Annotated in this window: 5 protein-coding genes; 3 read left to right on the top strand and 2 right to left on the bottom strand. The window is 73.6% G+C overall.

Annotated features, from left to right (window positions below; translation table 11 throughout):
• Nucleotides 1-75 precede the first annotated feature (75 nt).
• Nucleotides 76-1,500, bottom strand: coding sequence for an ATP-binding protein (locus tag ACGF4F_RS03200; RefSeq protein WP_393074387.1), 1,425 nt, complete (start codon nt 1,498-1,500; stop codon nt 76-78).
• The gene (locus ACGF4F_RS03195) at nt 1,497-3,155 is read right to left on the bottom strand and encodes an FAD-dependent oxidoreductase (RefSeq protein ID WP_357436031.1); all 1,659 of its coding nucleotides are present in this window, start codon (nt 3,153-3,155) and stop codon (nt 1,497-1,499) included. The genes ACGF4F_RS03200 and ACGF4F_RS03195 overlap by 4 nt, the downstream gene beginning before the upstream one ends.
• Before the next feature lie 421 nt (nt 3,156-3,576).
• Between ACGF4F_RS03195 and ACGF4F_RS03190 the strand changes: the two genes are divergently transcribed.
• Genes ACGF4F_RS03190 through ACGF4F_RS03180 form a run of 3 tightly spaced genes read left to right on the top strand, consistent with a single transcriptional unit; the run spans nt 3,577 to nt 19,797 of the window.
• Complete coding sequence (locus tag ACGF4F_RS03190; RefSeq protein ID WP_393074383.1) at nt 3,577-15,555, top strand: amino acid adenylation domain-containing protein; 11,979 nt, start codon at nt 3,577-3,579, stop codon at nt 15,553-15,555.
• Nucleotides 15,552-18,725 (top strand): amino acid adenylation domain-containing protein, encoded by a 3,174-nt coding sequence (locus ACGF4F_RS03185; RefSeq protein ID WP_393074380.1) that lies wholly within the window; start codon nt 15,552-15,554, stop codon nt 18,723-18,725. Before ACGF4F_RS03190 ends, ACGF4F_RS03185 begins: the two co-directional genes overlap by 4 nt.
• Nucleotides 18,718-19,797, top strand: a complete 1,080-nt coding sequence (locus ACGF4F_RS03180; RefSeq protein WP_393074377.1) for a TauD/TfdA family dioxygenase — start codon at nt 18,718-18,720, stop codon at nt 19,795-19,797. Before ACGF4F_RS03185 ends, ACGF4F_RS03180 begins: the two co-directional genes overlap by 8 nt.

Here is a 19,797-nt window from a genome sequence, read left to right as displayed (position 1 = left end):
CCGGGTTGATTCCCGCAACCGCTACGCCGCCGGCACCACGTTTCGATGGGTGCCGGCGGCGCGCGGCACGTCACGCTATGCCGGGTTCATCGGTAGCAGCACGATGAACCGGGTGTCGCCGGGCTGGGACTGCACCCGGATGTCCCCGTGGTGTTTGTTGACGATGATCCGGTAGGAGATGTCCAAGCCGAGGCCGGTGCCTTCGCCGACCGGCTTCGTCGTGTAGAACGGTTCGAAGATGCGCGGCCGGATCTCCGGCGGAATACCGCTGCCGGTGTCGCGGATCTCGACGATCAGCCGGTCCTCCTTCCGGCCGGTCCTGACCGTCAGCGTGCCGGTTTCGCCCATCGCGCCGAGCGCGTTGTCGACCAGGTTGGTCCACACCTGGTTCAGCTCGGCGGCGTACGCCGGGATGGCCGGCAGGTTCTCGTCGTACTCCTTCACCACCTGCACCCCGGACGGGATCTTGGCCTGGAGCATGACCAGGGTGGCGTCGAGCAGGTCGTGGACGTCGACCGTCTGGTAGGGCGCGCGGTCCAGCTGGGAGTACTGCTTCGCGGCCCCGACGAGCCCGGAGATCCGGCCGACGGCGTCGTCGATCTCGCCCATCAGCAGCTCGGTGTCGATGGTGTACGTGATCCAGTGGATCGCCGACTCCAGGTCGTCGGCGCCGACGGCGGCGTCGACCTGGCTCAACCACCCCGCGTCGATGCCGCCGGCGACCAGCGTCGGGGCGACCTCCCAGGCCCCCCGGACGCCGTGGTCGTCGAGCCAGTCGGCGAGCTCGTCCTCGGCGTCGCTGGCCGCGAGGGGGGTCAGCGGCGGCGCGGTGGCGGCCCGCTTCACCGCCTCCTCCTGCAGGGCGACGAGGTCGTGCAGGCGCCGGCCGTCGAGTCGACCGTCGGCGATCAGCGCGAGCTTGTGGCGCATCTTCGCGACCCGGCCGCGCAGCGCGGAAGTGGCCCGGACCGCAGCCGCCGCCGGATTGTTGAGCTCGTGGGTCAGCCCCGCCGAGAGGGCGCCCAGCGCCAGCAGCCGCTCCCGTTCGCCGACGATGGTCTGCGTGTTGCGCATCCCGATGAACAGCCCCTCCAGGAGATGGGTGGCCATCGGGAACCAGGTACGCATCGCCTCGGCGATGATCTCGGCGGGCAGCGCGAACACCTCGCAGTCGGTCACCGCGACGAGGCTGTTGGCGTACCGCTGCTCGGCCAGGTCACCGACGTACGCCTGCATCGCCCCGCCGTACACGCCGCGCTGGCTGGTCCGGCTGACCTCGACGTCGTCGCCCTGCACCCGGCGGCGCATCGCCACCGTGCCGGCGAGCAGCACGTAGAAGCAGCTCGCCGGCTCGCCCTCGACGTAAACAGCCTCGCCGGCGGGGCGCTGTTCGACCCGGCCGTGTTCGGCCAGGTGCGCCAACTGCTGCGGGGTGAGCGCCTCGAAGAGGAAGAGGCCACGAAGCTCGTCGGGGGTGAGCCGCCCGGGTTCGCTGGTCACTGTGCCTCCAGGTAGCGGTGCACGAGCGACACGGCCATCGCACCCTCGCCGACAGCCGAGGCCACCCGCTTCACCGATTCGGCCCGTACGTCGCCGGCGGCGAAGACCCCGGGCATGCTGGACTCCAGGTGGTACGGGTCGCGCGGCAGGCTCCAGCCTGACGGCCGGCGGCCACCCCTCGTCAGGTCGGGGCCGGTGAGGACGAACCCGCGCGGGTCACGGGCCACCGCGCCGTCGAGCCAGTCGGTGCGGGGCTCCGCGCCGATGAACACGAACAGCCACGAGGTGTCGACACGGCGGACCTCGCCGCTGCGGATGTCGCGCAGGGTCACCTCCTCGAGGTGTTCCTGGCCGGCCCCGCCGACCACCTCCGTGTTCGGGTGGACTTCGATGTTGTCGATCTGTGCGATCTGCTCGATCAGGTAGCTGGACATCGACCGGGTCAGGTCGGCGCCACGGATCAGCAGGTGCACCCGTCGGGCGTACCGGGAGAAGTGCACGGCGGCCTGGCCGGCGGAGTTCGCCCCGCCCACGATGTAGACGTCCTGCCCGGAGCAGCTCGGCGCCTCGCTCGCCACGGAGCCGTAGAAGCAGCCGCGGCCGGTCAGCTCCGCCAGCCCGGGCGCGGGGAGCATCCGGTACGAGACACCGGTGGCGAGCACGACGGTGTGGGTGGCGATGCTGCTGCCGTCGGCGAACCGCAGCACGCGTGCCGCCCCGGCGTCCTCCAGGGCCACCACCTCGCGGGCGCTGAGCAGTTCGGCGCCGAACCGCAGCGCCTGCCGGCGGGCCCGGTCGGTCAGTTGGGCACCGGAGACGCCATCGGGGAAACCGAGGTAGTTCTCGATCCGGCTGCTCTGCCCGGCCTGCCCGCCGGTGGCCCGCCGCTCGACCAGCACGGTCCGCAGCCCCTCCGAGGCGCCGTAGACGGCGGCGCCGAGCCCGGCCGGGCCGGCCCCGACGACCACCAGGTCGTAGAAGTCCGCGGCCGGCGCCGTGGTCAGCCCCACGTGCGCGGCCAGGTCGGCCTCGGTTGGCTGCACCAGCGACTTGCCATCGGTCGTGACGATCAGGGGTACGTCGTTCGCGGTCACCCCCGCCGCCGCCAGCAATTCGGCGCCCTCGGGTTCGTCGGCGAGCACCCAGCGGAACGGCACCAGGTTGCGGGCCAGGAAATCGCGCGCCTTGAACGAGGGGGCCGACCAGCGGTGCCCGACCACCCGCAGGTCGGTGGTGGGCGCCGCTGCGGTGGCCTGCCACGCCTCGAGCAGCGAGTCCAGCACCGGATAGAGCTTCTCTTCCGGCGGATGCCAGGGCTTGAGCAGGTAATGATCGAGGTCGACCACGTTGATCGCGTTGATCGCCGCGTCGGTGTCGGCGTACGCGGTCAGCAGCACCCGGCGCGCCGCCGGGAAGAGATCCATGGCGGCCTCGAGGAACTCGATGCCGGTCAGCTGGGGCATCCGGTAGTCGGCGATCAGCACGGCGACCTGCTCACCGCGCAGTTTCAGCTCGCGCAGCGCCTCCAGCGCCGTCTCCGCGGAGTCGGCTCGTACCACCCGGTAGCGGTCGCCGTAGCGGCGGCGGATGTCGCGGGCGACCGCCCGGGAGACGGCCGGGTCGTCGTCGACGGTGAGGATCGCGGGGTTGGGCATGGCCCCAACTAAAGCACTTCTCGCGAGGTAGGCCTGAGCGGGAAGCCCGGCGTCGATCTGCCCGCGTCCGCGGCCGCCGCCCGACTCGGTCAATCGTCCGCGCGACAGCTTCTGAGTCAGAGACTTTGCCGCCGGCGAAAAAATAGACGAACGTGCAACGGCCTCGGCACCGAAAGCATCGACAGCCGACACAATCCGGGGATCCCCCAATCAAGATCATCAGTGCCATGATGTCAAACGGGCTTCTCCTATCAAGGATCTACATCTGTCACATGAACATGCTGATCACGAGGGCTGGCATCCCACGTCAACCGGCCGGCATGGACAGGTTCGCCCTACCCGACTACGAGCAACTGGTGGAACGGGCCGGCGCGTTGGCGGCGCTCCTCCGGCCGGTGCTGGCACAGAGAAGGCACACTCGATGACCGACGTCCTGAGGTCCCGGCAAGCGACGCACGTCGCGCGGCCCCGGGTCGACTCCGAGCGCCCCGTTGGCCCGATCGCGGCCTCGTACGCGCAACGCCAGATGTGGTATCTGAGCCGGCTCGACCCGGAGGCGGCCACCTACCTGGTGCCGCTGGCGTACCGGCTGCACGGGGCGCTGGACGTGGCGGCTCTGTCGGCAACGCTCGACGGGTTGGTGGCCCGGCACGCCGCGCTGCGCACCACTCTCACGCCGGCGGCGGCCGCGTCGCCGGGTCCGGACGATGCCGTGCAGCGCGTGCGCCAGGTGGTCCACGACCCGCGCCCGGGGCTGTTGCGGGTGCACGACCTGAGCGGGCTGCCCACGTGGCAACGCGACCAGGAGCTGCGGGCCCGGCTCGACGCCGAGGCGCGCATCCCGCTCGACCTGGAACACGGTCCGGTACTGCGGGCCAGCCTGCTGCGCTGCGCGCCGGAGGAGCACGTGCTCCTGCTGACGCTGCACCACGTCGCCGTCGACGAGTGGTCGGTGAGCATCCTCCACGACGAGTGGGAACGGCTCTACACCGCACACCGCACCGGGCAGCCGGCGGACCTCGACCCGGTCGACGTCGACTACCACGACCACGCGGCGTGGCAGCACGACTGGCTCGGCGGTGCGGAGGCGGCCGCCCAGCGCGCATACTGGCGCGACCAGCTCGCGGACGCGCCCGCCGTCCTCGAACTGCCCACCCGCGGGCCACGGCCCGCCGTGCCGTCCAGCGCGGGGTCCACCCTGTCGGTCCCGCTGGACGTGCCCACCGAGGCGCTGATGGCGCTGTGCCACCGGCTGGGCGTCTCCCCGTACATGGTCATGCTCGCCGTGGTGCAGGTGCTGCTGGCCCGCTGGACGGGGCAGCGCGACATCGTGGTGGGCACGCCGACGGCCAACCGGCAGCGGCCCGAGGCGCAGAAACTCGTCGGGCTGCTGCTGAACACCGTCGCCATCCGCGCCCGGCTGGACGACAACCCGTCGTTCGAGACGCTGCTCGACCGGGTGCGTACCGCGGTCCTCGAGGGCCTGAGCAACGAGGCGCTTCCCTTCGAGGCGCTGCTCGAGTCGCTGCGACCGGCCCGCCGGCCCGGCTTCACCCCGCTGTTCCAGGTGATGTTCGTGTACGGCCGCGAGGCCGCACCCCCGCGCCTCGACGGCCTCGAGGTCACCCCGCTCGAGGTGCCCGGCACGACGGCCAAGTTCGACCTCACCGTCTCGGTACGGGAGAACGCCGACGGCGTGCGGACCGTGCTGGAGTACCGCACCGAGCTGTTCGACGACGACGCCATGGTCCGCCTCGCCGGACACTTCCAGACGCTGCTGCGGTCGCTGGTGGCCGACCCGGGCGCGCCGGTCGGCGCGGCCGCGATGCTCACCCCGGGCGAGTCCCGGCAGCTCGTCGCGGAGTGGAACCGCACCGCCACCCCCGCCGAGCCGGACGACCTGGTCCACGTGCTGATCGAGCAGCAGGCGCGCCGGACCCCCGACGGCGTGGCGGTGACCGACGGCGACACCGCGCTGACCTATCACGAGCTGCACACGCGGGCCGAGGCACTGGCGGAGACGTTGCGCCAGCGGGGCGTCGGCATCGGCGGCCTGGTGGGCGTGCTGCTGCCACGCGCGGTCCCGTTCGCCGTGGCGGTCCTCGCCGTGCTGAAGACCGGCGCGGCCTACGTGCCCATGGATCCGGGCAACCCGCCCGCCCGGCTGCGCTATCTGCTCGCCGACACGGCCGCCCCGGTCGTCCTCACCTGCGCCGAGCTGGCGCACCTGGTGCCCGACGACACGGCGCTGCTGGTGCCGGCTCTGGACACCCCGGCTACGCAGCCCGAGCCTGGTCGTGGCAACGGCAGGTCGGGCGGTGGGCCGAAGCGGCGGCCGCGGCGACGGCCGAAGCAGTCGGCGGACGACCTCGCGTACGTCATCTACACCTCCGGGTCCACCGGCCGCCCCAAGGGCGTCATGGTCACCCACCGCGGCGTCTGCAACTACGTACGCTGGGCGGCCCAGGCCTACCGGCTGCAGCCCGGGGACACCGTGCCGCTGCACTCGTCGATCGGGTTCGACCTGACCGTCACGAGCCTGCTGGTCCCGCTGACCAGCGGCGCCACCGTCCTGATGATCGGCGAACACCTCGGCCCGGAGGCGCTGGGCGAGGCGCTGCGCCGGCAGCGGACGCCGTTCGGGCTGGTCAAGATCACCCCGGCGCAGCTCGACCTGGTCAACCACCAGCTCCGCCCCGCCGAGCTGGCCGGCCGCACCCGGTGCTTCGTCATCGGCGGGGAGAACCTGCGCGCCGACCAGGTGGCGCCCTGGCGGGCCCACGCCCCCGGCACCGCGCTGGTCAACGAGTACGGGCCGACGGAGACCGTGGTTGGCTGCGCCGCGTACGAGGTCGACCCGGCCACCCCGGGCGACGGCTCGGTCCCCATCGGCCGGCCGATCGCCAACACCGAGCTGTACGTGCTCGACACGTGGGGGAACCCGGTCCCGGCGGGCGTGGTCGGCGAGCTGCACGTCGGCGGAGCCGGCGTGGCGCGCGGCTACCTGCACCAGCCGAAGCTGACCGCCGAGCGGTTCGTCCCGGACCCGTACTCGTCCGTCCCGGGCGCGCGGCTGTACCGCACCGGCGACCTGGTGCGCATGCGCCCGGACGGGAACCTCGAATACCTGGGCCGCACCGACAACCAGGTCAAGCTGCGTGGCTACCGCATCGAGTGCGGCGAGATCGAGGCGGCCGTCCGGCGGCACCTGCCGGACAGCGACGTGACGGTGCAGCTGCGCCGGGACGACCCCGACGACCCGCAGCTCGTCGCGTACGTGGCGGGCGTCGCGAACACCGGCCACGACACCGGGGTCCTCCGGGCGGCCCTCGCCGCCGACCTGCCGTCATACATGGTTCCCGCCGCGTTCGTCTTCCTCGACGCGCTGCCGCTGACGGGCAACGGCAAGGTGGACACGGCCGCACTGCCCGCCCCCGGTCGCGCACCGGACCTGCCGCGACAGCGCCTCGCGCCTCAGCAGGACCAGCCGGGCACAGCCGAACGACCTGCGCCTGCCGGCCCCGGCCCGGTCCAGTGGGACGCCACCCGGATCCGCCTCGAACGGCTGGTCGTGGACGTGTGGCGCGACGTGCTCGGGGTCGACCGGGTCGGGGTGCGGGACAACTTCTTCGACCTCGGCGGCCACTCGATGCGCCTGCTGGCCGTCCTCGAGCGGCTGCGCGCACGGCTCGGCGACGTCGTCACGGTCACCGACCTGTTCCGGAACCCCACCGTCGAGTCGCTGGCGGTGTTCCTCACCAACGCCACCACCGGGACGGCGACCGCCCCGGCCGCCCCACGCCCCGCGCCGGCCCGCGTCGCACACGCCGGCGCGAGCGACGACACCGGGCAGCCCAGCGGCCTGATCGCCGTCGTCGGCATGGCCTGCCGCTTCCCCGGCGCCCGGAGCCTCGACGAGTACTGGCACAACATCCGGACCGGCGTGGAGTCGGTCCAGGAGTTCACCGTCGAGGAGATGCTGGCCGACGGCGCGGACCCGACCCGGCTCGACGACCCGGCGTACGTCCGGGCCGGCACCTACCTGCCCGGCATCGACCAGTTCGACGCGGCCTTCTTCGGCATCACGCCCCGCGAGGCGCAGACCCTCGACCCGCAACACCGGCTCCTGCTGGAATGCGCCTGGCACGCGCTGGAGCACGCCGGCTACGACCCATCCGGCCACCCCGGCCGGATCGGCCTGTTCGCCGGGTCGGGTCGCAGCAGCTACCTGCTCGACCATCTGAGCAGCCACCCCGAGCTGATGAGCGCTCTCGGCGAGCACCAACTGTCCCTCGGCAACGACAAGGACTTCCTGCTCAGCCGGGTCGCCTACAAGCTCGACCTCACCGGTCCCGCCGTCACCGTCGCCACCGCCTGCTCGACCTCGCTGGTGGCCGTGCACCTCGGCCGGCAGAGCCTGCTGACCGGCGAATCCGACCTGGTCCTGGCCGGTGGCGTCAGCATCTTCCCCGCGCAGCGACGCGGCTACCTCTACCACGACGGTGGGATCTACTCCCCCGACGGGCACTGCCGCCCGTTCAGCGCGGACGCGCGCGGCAGCATCGAATCCAGTGGCGTCGGGATCGTCGCACTCAAGCGACTCGAGGACGCCGTCGCGGACAACGACACCGTCTACGCGGTGATCCGCGGTTCCGCCATCAACAACGACGGGGCGCGCCGCACCGGGTACACGGCGCCGGCAGTCGACGGCCAGGTCGAGGTGATCAGCAGCGCCCTCGCGACGGCCGGCGTGGACCCCCGTTCGCTGAGCTACGTGGAGGCCCACGGGACGGGCACCAGCCTCGGCGACCCCATCGAGGTGACCGCGCTGACCGAGGCGTTCCGGGCCGGCACCGACGACCGCGGCTTCTGCGCCCTCGGCTCCGTCAAGGCCAACATCGGGCACACCGACGCCGCCGCCGGTGTCGCCGGCCTGATCAAGACGGTCATGGCGCTGTACCGCCGGACGCTCCCCCCGACGATCAACGTCAGCCGACCCAACCCGGCGATCGACTTCGCGAGCAGCCCGTTCTACCTCAACGACACCGCCCGCCCATGGCCCGGCGACGGCCCTCGCCGGGCGGGGGTCAGCTCGTTCGGCATGGGCGGCACGAACGCCCACGTCGTGCTGGAGGAGCCGCCCGCCACGCCGCCCGCCGGGCCGCCGGAGACGCCGGCCGCTGGGCCGCAGCTGCTGGTTGTGTCGGCCCGTACGACGGAGTCGCTGGACCGGCAGACGGGGCAGGTCCGCGACTGGCTGGACGCACACCCGGCGGTGGACCTCGCCGACGTGGCGGCCAACCTGGGCCGGCGGCAGTCGATGAGTCAGCGGCGCTTCCTCGTCGCGGCGGACCGCGCCGACGCGCTGGCCGCGCTCGACTCGCCGCAGCGGCAGTTCACCGGCGTCCACGCGGGCGGGCGGCGACCGCTGGTGTTCGCCTTCCCGGGCCACGGCGCCCAGCACGTGGCGATGGGCGCCGGCCTGTACCGCGCGGAGCCGACCTACCGGGCCGTGGTGGACGAGTGCGCCGAGCTGCTCCGCGATGACCTGCGGCTGGACCTGCGTACCCTGCTCTACCCGGCGCCCGACGCACCCGAGCAGGCCGAGCGGCTGCTCGCGCAGCCCCGGCTCATCCAGCCCGCGCTGTTCGTCACCGAGTACGCCCTCGCCCGGGCGCTGCTCGCCCGGGGCGTGACCCGGGACCTGATGGTGGGGCACAGCCTCGGCGAGTACGTCGCCGCGTGCCTCGCCGGCGTCTTCTCCCTGGCCGACGCGTTGCGCCTGGTGGCCGCCCGCGGTGAGCTGGTCGAGCGGACCCCGGCCGGGGCGATGCTCGCGGTGAGCCTGCCCGAGACGGCGGTGGCCGGGCTGCTCGACGACCGGGTGTCGCTCGCCGCCGTCAACGCCCCCGAGCTGTGCGTGCTGTCCGGCGCCCCGGAGGCGATCGGGCAGCTTCGCCTGCGGCTGACGGCTGACGGCATCGACTGCCGGCCGCTGCGGGTCACCCGCGGCTACCACTCCGCCCTGCTCGACCCGGTGCTCGACGAGTTCGCCGACCACGCCCGCCGGGTCACCTACGCCGAACCCGAGCACCCCTACCTGGCCAACCTGACCGGCGGCCCGGTCACCCCCGGCCAGGTCACCGATCCCGGCTACTGGGTGCGGCACCTGCGGGAACCGGTGCGGTTCGCCGAGTCGGCCGCGCTGCTCGCCGAGCAGGACGTGGTCCTCGCCGAGCTGGGCCCCGGGCACGCCCTCGGTGGGCTGGCCCGGTTGGCGGGCCTGAAGCCCGGTCAGGTGGTGGCGGCGATGCGGCATCCGCGCAGCGACGCCGACGACGTCACCACCATGCTCGACGCGGTCGGCCGGATGTGGCTGGCCAGCGTACCGGTCGACTGGAGCCGGTTCCACGGCCCGCGCCGGCGGCTGGCCCTGCCCGGCTACCCGTTCGAACGGCACCGGCACTGGGTGGACGCCGTGCCGCGCACGATCGCTGCGGACCCCGCACCTGCCCTGGTGGCCACCGCCCCGGCCACGCCGGACGCGCCCGAGCCCGTCGATGCCGGCAACCGGCCGGTCCTCAGCACTGCCTACGTCGCCCCGAACACGCCCACGCAGGAGTGCGTGGCGGAGATCTGGAGCGAGCTGCTCGGCATCCGGCCGGTCGGGGCGCTCGACAACTTCTTCGAGCTGGGCGGGCATTCGCTGCTCGCCACCCAACTCGTCGTACGGTTGCGGGCCCAGCTCGGCGTGGCGCTGCCGCTCGAGACGGTCTTCGCGCAGCCGACCGTCGCGCAGCTCGCGGCGGCGCTGCCGGCGACCGGCACCGCACCCGCCCGTCCCGTGGACGTTCCCGCCGAGCAGCCCGCCGCCGCGCCGGCCCCGCCGGCCATCCCCCGCACCGACCCCGGCACCGGTCCGGCGCCGCTGTCCTCCGGGCAGCACCGGCTGTGGTTCCTCGACCAGGCGTACCACCAGAACGCCTACACCGTCAGCACCACGCTGCTGCTGGACGGCACCCTCGACGTCGGCGCGCTGCGCGGCGCCCTCGCGGAGCTGGTCCGGCGGCACGAGTCGCTGCGTACCGTCTTCCCGCTCGGCCCCGACGGCGACCCGGTTCAGGAGGTGCTGCCGCCCGGCCCGGTCGAGCTGCCGATCAGGTCCGCGCCGGCCGGCGCGGAGACGGACCCGCTCGGGGGTACCCGCAGCATCGTGGAGTCCGCGGTCGCCGACGCGGTGCCGCCGTGGGTGCACCAGGCTCTCGCCGCCGACGTCAGACGTCCGTTCGAGCTGGCCCGCGGGCCGCTGTTCCGGGCCGTGCTGCTCCGCATCGCCGACGACCGGCACGTGCTGTCGCTGACCATGCACCACAACGTCTCCGACGGGTGGTCCCTCGGCATCATCGCCGGCGAGCTGGCCACGCTCTACGACGCCGTCCTCGACGGCCGCCCCTCGCCGCTGCCCGAACTGGCCATCCAGTACGGCGACTACGCGCGCTGGCAGCGCAACCGGATGGCGGACACCGACAGCGACGACATGCGGTACTGGCGCCGGCAACTCGACGGCGTGGCCAGCGTCCTGGAGGTGCCCACCGACCGGCCGCGGCCGCCCGTGCAGACGTTCGACGGCGCGGTCAGCACCCTCATCCTGCCCCCGCAGACGGCCGACGAACTGCGCCGCTTCAGCCAGGCCCGAGGCGCCACGCTGGCGATGACCGTGCTGGCCGCGCTGAAGGCCCTGCTCTGGCGCTACACCGGTCAAGCCGACATCTGTGTCGGCACCCCGGTCGCCGGGCGGGTCCGCGCCGAGCTCGAACCGATGGTGGGCTTCTTCGTCAACATGCTGCCGTTGCGCACCGTCGTCGACGGCGACTGGACCTTCGACGAGCTGCTCACGCAGGTGCGGCGCACGGCGCTGGGCGCGTACGACCACCAGGAGGTGCCGTTCGAGCGCCTCGTCGACCTCGTCGACGCGCCCCGCGACCTCAGCCGGAATCCCCTGTTCCAGGTGATGTTCAACATGCTGAACGTGCCCGAACAGGACCTGCGGACCACCGGGCTGCGGATCGTCCAGTTCGCTGTCGAGCCGGGCATCGCCCAGCAGGACCTCGCCCTGTACGCGTACGAGGTGGCCGAGGGGCTGCGGTTCCGGCTGGAGTACAACACCGACCTGTTCGACGCGGCGACCGCCGAGCGGATGATGGGGCACCTGGAGATGCTGCTCGCCGCCGCCGTCGCCGACCCCGGCGTCCGGCTCGCGGAAATGGCCGTCCTCACCCCCGCCGAGCTGGCCCGCGTCGCCGAATGGAACGACACGGCCACCCCGCTCGGCTGGGCCACGCGGGGGCGCGACGGGAAGACACCGACCCTCGTCGAGCTGATCGAACACCAGGCCGCGGCGAACCCCGACCGGCCCGCCGTGACGTTCGGGACGACCACGCTCACCTACGCCGAACTCAACGCCCGGGCCAACCGGCTCGCCCACCGGCTGCGCCGCGCCGGCGTCGGCCCGGACGTCACCGTCGCCGTCTGCCTCAATCGCACGCCCGAGCTGCCGGTCACCCTGGTCGGCGTGCTCAAGGCCGGCGGCGCGTACGTCCCGGTGGACCCCGACTACCCGATCGAGCGGCAGCGGTACGTGCTGACGCACAGCTCCGCCCCGGTCCTGGTCACCGAGGCGGACCTCGCCGACCGGTTCGCCGGGTACGCCGGCGAGGTGCTGCCCAGCGGCCAAGCGTCCCTGGCCACCGAGCCGGACACCGACCCCGAGCCCCTCGCCGGTCCGGACGACCTCGCGTACGTGATCTACACGTCCGGGTCGACGGGGCGCCCCAAGGGCGTACGGGTGACGCACGGCGCCGTCGTCAACACGCTGGCCGCCATGCGTGAACGGCCGGGTCTGACCGCCGACGGCACCATGCTCGCGATGGCCAGCTTCGCCTTCGACATGTCCGTGCCGGAGCTGTTCCTGCCCCTCGTGGTCGGCGCCCGGATGCTGATGGTGGGCCGCGACGTCGCCTACGACGCGACCCGACTGGCCGAGCTGCTCGCCACGGAACGGGTCACCCTGGCTCAGGGCACCCCGGCCACCTGGCGGCTGCTGATCGAGTCCGGCTGGACCGGACTGCCCGGCCTGACGGCCGGGTGCGGCGGCGAGGCGGTGTCCGCGCCGCTGGCCCGACAACTGGCCGAACGGGTCGGCGCGCTGTGGAACCTCTACGGTCCGACCGAGGCCGCCGTCTGGTCCACCATGGAACGCATCGAGCCCGGCTGCACGCACCTCACCATCGGCCGCCCGATCGGCAACATGCGGATCTACGTACTCGACCCGCAGCTGTCCCCCGCCCCCGTGGGCGTCCTCGGTGAGCTGTACCTCGGCGGGACGGGACTGGCCCGCGACTACCACGGCGACCCGGCGCTGACCGCGCAGCGGTTCGTGCCGGACCCGAACGGCGGCGGCCGGCTGTACCGCACCGGCGACCTCGGCCGCTACCTGGCCGACGGCCGCATCGAGTTCGTCGGTCGCAGCGACTCGCAGGTTAAGGTGCGCGGATTCCGCATCGAACTCGGCGAGATCGAGGCGGTGCTGCGCCGCCACCCGTCGGTACGCGACACCGCCGTCGTGGTCCGCGAGGACGAGGGTGAGAAGACGATCACGGCCTACCTGACCCTGACCACCGCAGCGGAACCCGACCCGGACGCGACTCAGGGGGCGACGTCGGACGTCACCGCCGACTTCGACGCCGACCCGGCGCCGTGGCGGGCCTTCGCCCGCACCTACCTGCCGGACTACATGGTGCCGTCCGCCTTCGTGGTGCTCGACCGCATGCCGCTCAACGCCAACCGCAAGGTCGACCGCGCGGCCCTGCCCGCGCCCCGACGCGGCAGCGCCACCGTCGGCGCCACCCCACCGGACACCCCGCTGCGGAAGGCCCTGGCCGAACGGTGGGCGGCGGTGCTCGGCTACGACAGCGTCGGCATCGACGACGACTTCTTCGACCTCGGCGGCGACTCCTTCAAGGCCATCAAGGCGCTGGCGGGGAACGACCCGGCGATCAGCGTCCTCGACCTGTTCCGCTACCCGACGATCCGGTCGCTGACCGAGCACCTGGACGCGACCGGCGGCTCCGCCGGGCGGCTGCTGCACGAGCTGACCCCGTCCCGACCGGCGACGCCGACGCAGCTGACGCTGCTGTGCGTACCGTTCGGCGGCGGCAGCGCGATCACCTTCCAGCCCCTCGCCGACGCCCTCCCACCGGGGGTGTCCCTGTACGCGCTGGAACGGCCCGGCCACGACCTGAACCGCCCGGACGAACCCCTGCTGGGCCTGGACGAACTGGTGGACCGCTGCGTAACCGAGGTCCTCGACGGCATCAAGGGCCCGGTGGCGGTGTACGGGCACTGCGTAGGCGGCGCCGAAGCGGTGGAGCTGGCCCGCCGGCTCGAAGCAGCCGGCGTCGACCTGACCGGGGTGGTCATCGGCGCCCACTTCCCCGCCCCGAGACTGCCCGGCCGGCTGTTCACCTGGCTGCGCCGGTGGTTCCCGCTGGAACGCTGGACGTCGAAGCGGCGGACCCTGGAAGCGCTGCGCGCCATGGGCTTCTTCACCGAGGTCTTCGACGAGAACGAGAAGGACTTCGTCATGCGCGTGGTCCTGGCCGACTCCGCGGCCGGCGAGGACTACTACACCGACGTCTACGCCAACGGCCTGCCCCGGAAACTGTCGGCCCCGCTCGTCTGCGTCGTCGGCAGCGGCGACCGCGCCACCGAGCTGTACCAGGAGCGGTACCTGGAGTGGGAGTTCTTCTCCGACCGGGTGTCGCTGGAGGTCATCGACGGCGCCGGCCACTACTTCGCCAAGCACCAGCCCGGTGAGCTGGCGAGCATCATCCTGGCGAGCTGCGACGCGTCGACCGCGGCAGCTCCGCCGCGGGGCGACGCCCCGGAAACCGACGCCGCGCCCCCGCCGCTACCCGAGCAGCCGGAACACGTCGCTGCTGTCTCGGCCGCACCGCCCGCCCACCGGCCCGTCGCGCGCCGGACGATGCCCAGCCTGACGGTGTTCTACCTGATCGCGATCGGTCAACTCGTCTCGCTCATCGGCAGCGGACTGACCGGCTTCGGCATGAGCCTGTGGGTCTACCAGCACACCCGGTCGGTCTCGCTGTTCGCCACGGCCACCGTCCTGGCGCTGCTGCCCGCCGTGGTCCTCTCCCCCATCGCCGGCGCGCTGGCGGACCGGTGGGACCGACGGCGGATCATGGTCCTCGCGGATTCCCTGGCCGCCGCCGGCACCGTGAGCCTCGCCCTCCTGCTGTGGTTGGGGCAACTCCAGCTGTGGCACGTGTTCACCGCCATCACCGTCACCGCGGTGGCGACCGCCTTCCAGCAACCCGCCTACCTGGCGGCCGTCACCCAACTCGTACCGAAGCGGTACTACGGGCGCGCCAACGGCATCGTCTCCCTCGGCACGGCGACGAGCACCGTGCTGGCGCCGCTGGTCGGCGGCGCGCTGGTGATCGCCGTCGGGCTGCGCGGGATCGTCGTCATCGACCTGCTCACCTTCGCCGTCGCGGTCACCGTCACCCTGTCGGTCCGCTTCCCGGACACCCTCTTCGTCCGGCGCGAGGAGCCGTTCCTGCGGGAGATCCTCGGCGGCTGGCGGTTCATCATCCGCCGGCACGGCCTGGTGGCGCTGGTCGTGCTGACCGCGTCGCTGAACTACTTCTTCTCGATGGTCGAGGTCCTGGTCACCCCGCTGACCCTGTCGTTCGGCGACCCGGCCGTACTGGGCCGGGTACTCGCCGCGAGCGGGGTCGGCATGCTCGTCGGCTCGGTCCTCATGGGCGTGTGGGGCGGCACGGCTCGGCGTACCACCGGCATCCTGGCCAGCGTCGTGCTTCTCGGCGCGTCACTGCTCACCGTCGGCCTGCACCCGAGCCCACTGTTCCCGACCCTCGGCCTGTTCGGCATGGGCCTGGCCACCGCGCTGGTGAACACGCACTGGCTGGCCATCGTGCAGGCCAAGGTGGGGCTGGAGCTGCAGGGACGGGTCCTGTCCATGGGCCAGATGCTGTCCTGGCTGATGGTGCCGGCCGGTTTCCTCACCGCCGGCCCGCTCGCGGAGCACGTCTTCGCCCCGATGGTGTCGCCCGACGGTGCGCTGGCCGCCGTGGTCGGCACCGGACCGGGTCGCGGCATGGCCGTCGCGGCAATCGTGGCCGGACTCTGTTCCCTCGCCCTCGCCGCCGTCGGCATCGCCTACCGACCGATCCGCAACGTCGAGGACGAACTGCCCGACAACGACCCCGGCGCCGTCATCCTCGCCGACAAGGACCGCCTGCAGGAGGCCGCCGACCGCCAGCTCGCGCTGCACCAGAGCGGAGGTCCACGCCGGTGAGCGCACCCACCCGACCCGCCGGCCCCACCCGCCGGGCCGCGGGCCGGCGCCCGAGCGGCGCGGCGCCTGCCGCGGACTGCCTGCACCGGATGGTGGCGGCGCAGGCCGCACGCACCCCCGACGCGGAGGCGGTACGGCACACCGACCGTACGCTGTCCTGCCGGGAGCTCGACGACACCGCGAACCGGCTGGCCCGGGTGCTGCTGCAGCGCGGGGTGACCCGGGAGGAACGCGTCGGCGTCTGCCTGCCGCGCACGCCCGAGCTGGTGGTCGCCCTGCTCGCCGTGCTCAAGGCCGGCGCCTGCTACGTCCCGCTGGACCCGGCCTACCCGCCGGCCCGGGTGGCGTTCATGACCGCCGACTCCGGCGTGCGGCTGGTGCTGACCCACTCCGACCTCGCCGACCGGTTCCCCGACACCGCGATCCTGGTCGACCGGCTCGACCCGGCCGAGGACAGCACCGACCCGGCGGTGCCGGCCACGCCGGCGGACCTGGCGTACGTCATCTACACCTCCGGCTCCACCGGGCGACCCAAGGGCGTGGCCATCGAACACCGGTCGGCCTCGCTGCTCATGCACTGGGCCCGGCAGGCCTTCGACGACGCCGAACTGGGCGGCTTGCTCGCCGCCACCTCCGTCTGCTTCGACCTGTCCATCTTCGAGATCTTCGCCCCGCTCTGCTGGGGCGGCCGGGTGCTGCTCGTCGACAACGTGCTGGCCCTCGCCGCCCCCGGGGCGGACCGGCTGCCCGTCACCCTGGTCAACACCGTCCCCTCCGCGATGGGCGAACTGCTCACCGCCGGCGCCCTACCGCGGAGCGTGCGCACCGTCTGCCTGGCCGGCGAGCCGCTCACCGCCGCGCTGGCCGCCCGGGTGTGGTCCCGCCCGCACGTACGCCGGTTGTGCAACCTCTACGGCCCGTCCGAGGACACCACCTACTCCACCTGGGCGGAGGTGCCACCGGACAGCGGAGACCCGCCGATCGGCCGCCCCCTGCCGCAGACCCGCGCCTACGTCCTCGACCCGGACGGGCAGCCGGTCCCGCCGGGCGATCCGGGCGAGCTCTACCTGGCCGGGGCGGGCCTGGCCCGCGGCTACCTCGACCGGCCGGAGGAGACCCAGGCCCGGTTCCTGCCCGACCCGTTCCGGCCCGGCGAGCGGATGTACCGCACCGGCGACCGGGTCCGGCTGCGACCGGACGGGCAGCTGGCCTACCTGGGTCGGCTCGACGACCAGGTGAAGCTGCGGGGCTACCGGATCGAGCTGGGCGAGGTCTCCGCCCGCCTCGCCGGCCTGCCCGGGGTCCGCGAAGCGACCGCCGCCGTACGGGAGGGACCGAGCGGTGATCCGCTGCTCGTCGGCTACCTGGTCGGTGAGCGACGCGACGACGTACGCGCCCGGCTGGCCGAGGTGCTGCCCGCGCCCCTGGTCCCCGCAACCCTGGTCTGGCTGGACCGGCTGCCCACCCTGCCCAACGGCAAGGTGAACCGCGCAGCCCTGCCCGCCCCCACCCTCGGCAACGACACCGCACCCGACGCCGGACCGCTGCCCGGGACGGCCGGCGCGGTGGCCGCCGTGTGGCGCGAGGTGCTCGGCGTACCCGTCCCCGGCGCCGACAGCGACTTCCTCGCCCTCGGCGGCGACTCCCTGCTCGCGGTCCGCTGCGCCACCCGGCTCGCCGCCGCGACCGGCCGGCCGGTCCGACCCGCCGACCTCTTCACCCACCCGACCCTCGCCGCGCTGGCCGCCCACCTCGACGGGCTGACCACCGACCCGCCGCCGGTCAGCGCGCCGCCCGCCCCGGCGCCGGCCGGCCCCGCCCCGCTGTCCGCCGCGCAGACCCGGCTCTGGTTCCTGCACCAACTCGACCCGGACGACACCTCCTACCTGCTCGCCTTCGCGATCCGGTTCGCCACGCCGCTGGACCCGGACCGGCTGGCCCGGGCGCTGCGTCGAGTGGTCGACCGGCATCCGGCCCTGCGCACGACGTTCCCCTCCGGACCCGACGGGCCGGTGCAGCACCTCCACCCCACCCCGGACGTGGCACCGGTCGTCACGCCGCCCGAGGCGGGCACGCCGCTCGACGACCGGCTCACCCGGCTCGCCGCCGCAGCCACCCGGTCACCGATGGACCTGGCCAGCGGCCCGCTGCTGCGCGCCCAGCTGGTATCGGACGACACCGGCCACGCGGTGGCGCTGCTGCTGGTCGTCCACCACATCGTCTGCGACGACTGGTCCTTCGGCGTGATCGTGCGGGACCTGGCCCGCGCGTACGACGCCGAGGCAGCCGACGCGGCGGTCCGGCAACCCCCGGCGGTCGGCCCGGCGGCGCTCGCCCTGGCCGAACGGAACTGGCTGGCCGGGCCGGCCGGACGGCAGGCGGTGGCCGACGTGCTCGACGAGCTGCGCGGCGCGCCCGACCTGCTCGACCTGCCCGCGGCCCCGCCCCGGCCGGGTCAGCCCGCGCCGCCCGTCGCGCGTCCGGGCCAGCACGCCGCGTCCGGTGCCGCGCTGCGGACCCGGGTGGACGCCGACACCGCCGCGGCCGCGCGGGACCTGGCCCGGGCCGAGCGGGTCAGCCTGCACATGGTCGGGCTGGCCGCCTTCGCCGCCCTGCTCGGCACCGCCACCGGCCGGCACGACCTGCTGGTCGGCGTCGCGTTCGCCGGCCGGACCAGCGTCGCCGCCGAGCAGAGCGTCGGCTGCTACGTCAACACCCTGCCGCTGCGGCTGCGGCCCGCCCTCGACCGCCGCTTCGCCGACCTGCTCGACGAGGCCCGCCGGGTCACCCTGTTCGCCGCGGCCCACCAGGACGTCCCGTTCGACCTGCTGGTGGAGCGGCTGCGGCCCACCCGCCGGCCGCACCGCAACCCCCTCGTCCAGGTCGCCTTCGGCGTGCAGAACGCCCCGCCGGCCCGGCATCACGGCGCGGCCGGGGAGTTCACCGGCGTGGAACTGACCCCGGACACCGCCCGGCTCGACCTGACCCTCTGGCTCGACGAGCGGCGGGACGGGCTGGAGGCGCTCTGGACCTACCGCACCGACCTGTTCGACCACGACGGAGTGGTCGCGTGGCACCGGCGGTTCACCGCGCTGCTGCGTACCGCCGCCGCCGACCCCCGGCGCAGTCTGGCCGACTGCGCCGACACCTTTGGAGCGAAAGATGAGTGAGCAGACCCGGGTCGCGCGGACCATCCCCCGTCGCGGCCGCGACCGGAACCTGGTGGACGTGCGGCCCGACTGGCCCGGTGGCCCGCTGCCGGCGCTGGTGCAGGCCAACGTGCCCGACATCGACCTGGCCGGCTGGCTGGCCGGCCACCGCGACGACGTCGACGAACTGGCCCGCCGGGCCGGAGCCGTGCTGTTCCGCGGCTTCGCCGTGGCCGGCCCGGACGACTTCCGCACCGTGATGGCCGCCGTCTCCGGCGACGTGCTCTCCTACGGCGAACGCTCCTCGCCGCGCAGCCAGGTCACCGAGGGGGTGTACACCTCCACCGAGCACCCCGCCGACCAGCCGATCGTGCTGCACAACGAGCAGTCGTACACGGTGAACTGGCCGCTGCGCATCGTCTTCCACTGCGAGGTGGCGCCGGCCGCCGGCGGGCGCACTCCGCTGGCCGACAGCCGCCGGGTGCTCGCCCGGCTCCGTCCGGAGACGGTCGCCGAGTTCGAGCGGCGCGGGGTGCTCTACCGGCGCAACTACCTGCCCGGCATCAGCCTCTCCTGGCAGACCGCGTTCCAGACCGAGCGGCGCGAGGACGTCGAGGCGTACTGCGCCCGGGCGCTGATCGACGTGGAATGGGTCAGCGACCAGCAGCTGCGCACCCGGCAGGTCCGCCCGGCGATACGCCGCCACCCGGTCACCGGAGAGCGGACCTGGTTCAACCACGCGCTGTTCTTCCACGTCACCTCCCTGCCCGAGGACGTCAGCGCCGGCCTGCGGGCCGCCCTCGACGAGGAGGACCTGCCCTACCAGACCGCGTACGGGGACGGCACGCCCATCCCCGACGAGGTGCTGGCCGAGCTGCGGGCGGCGTACGCCGCCGAGACCCGCTCCTTCGAGTGGCGGCGCGGCGACGTGCTGCTAGTGGAGAACATGCTCGCCGCGCACGCCCGGGAGCCGTTCACCCCGCCCCGACGGATCCTCACCGCGATGTCCGACCCGGTCGCCGCGCCCGAGCTGACCGAGGCGCTCCGCTCCGGCACAGCCCCGACGGAGACCGGCCGTGAGCGCGAGGAGTGA

The sequence above is a fragment of the Micromonospora sp. NPDC047740 genome, from assembly GCF_043204735.1.
Classification (GTDB): Bacteria; Actinomycetota; Actinomycetes; order Mycobacteriales; family Micromonosporaceae; genus Micromonospora.
The sequence above is the reverse complement of the archived record's forward strand: the minus strand, read 5'-3'. Positions and strand labels throughout refer to the sequence as shown.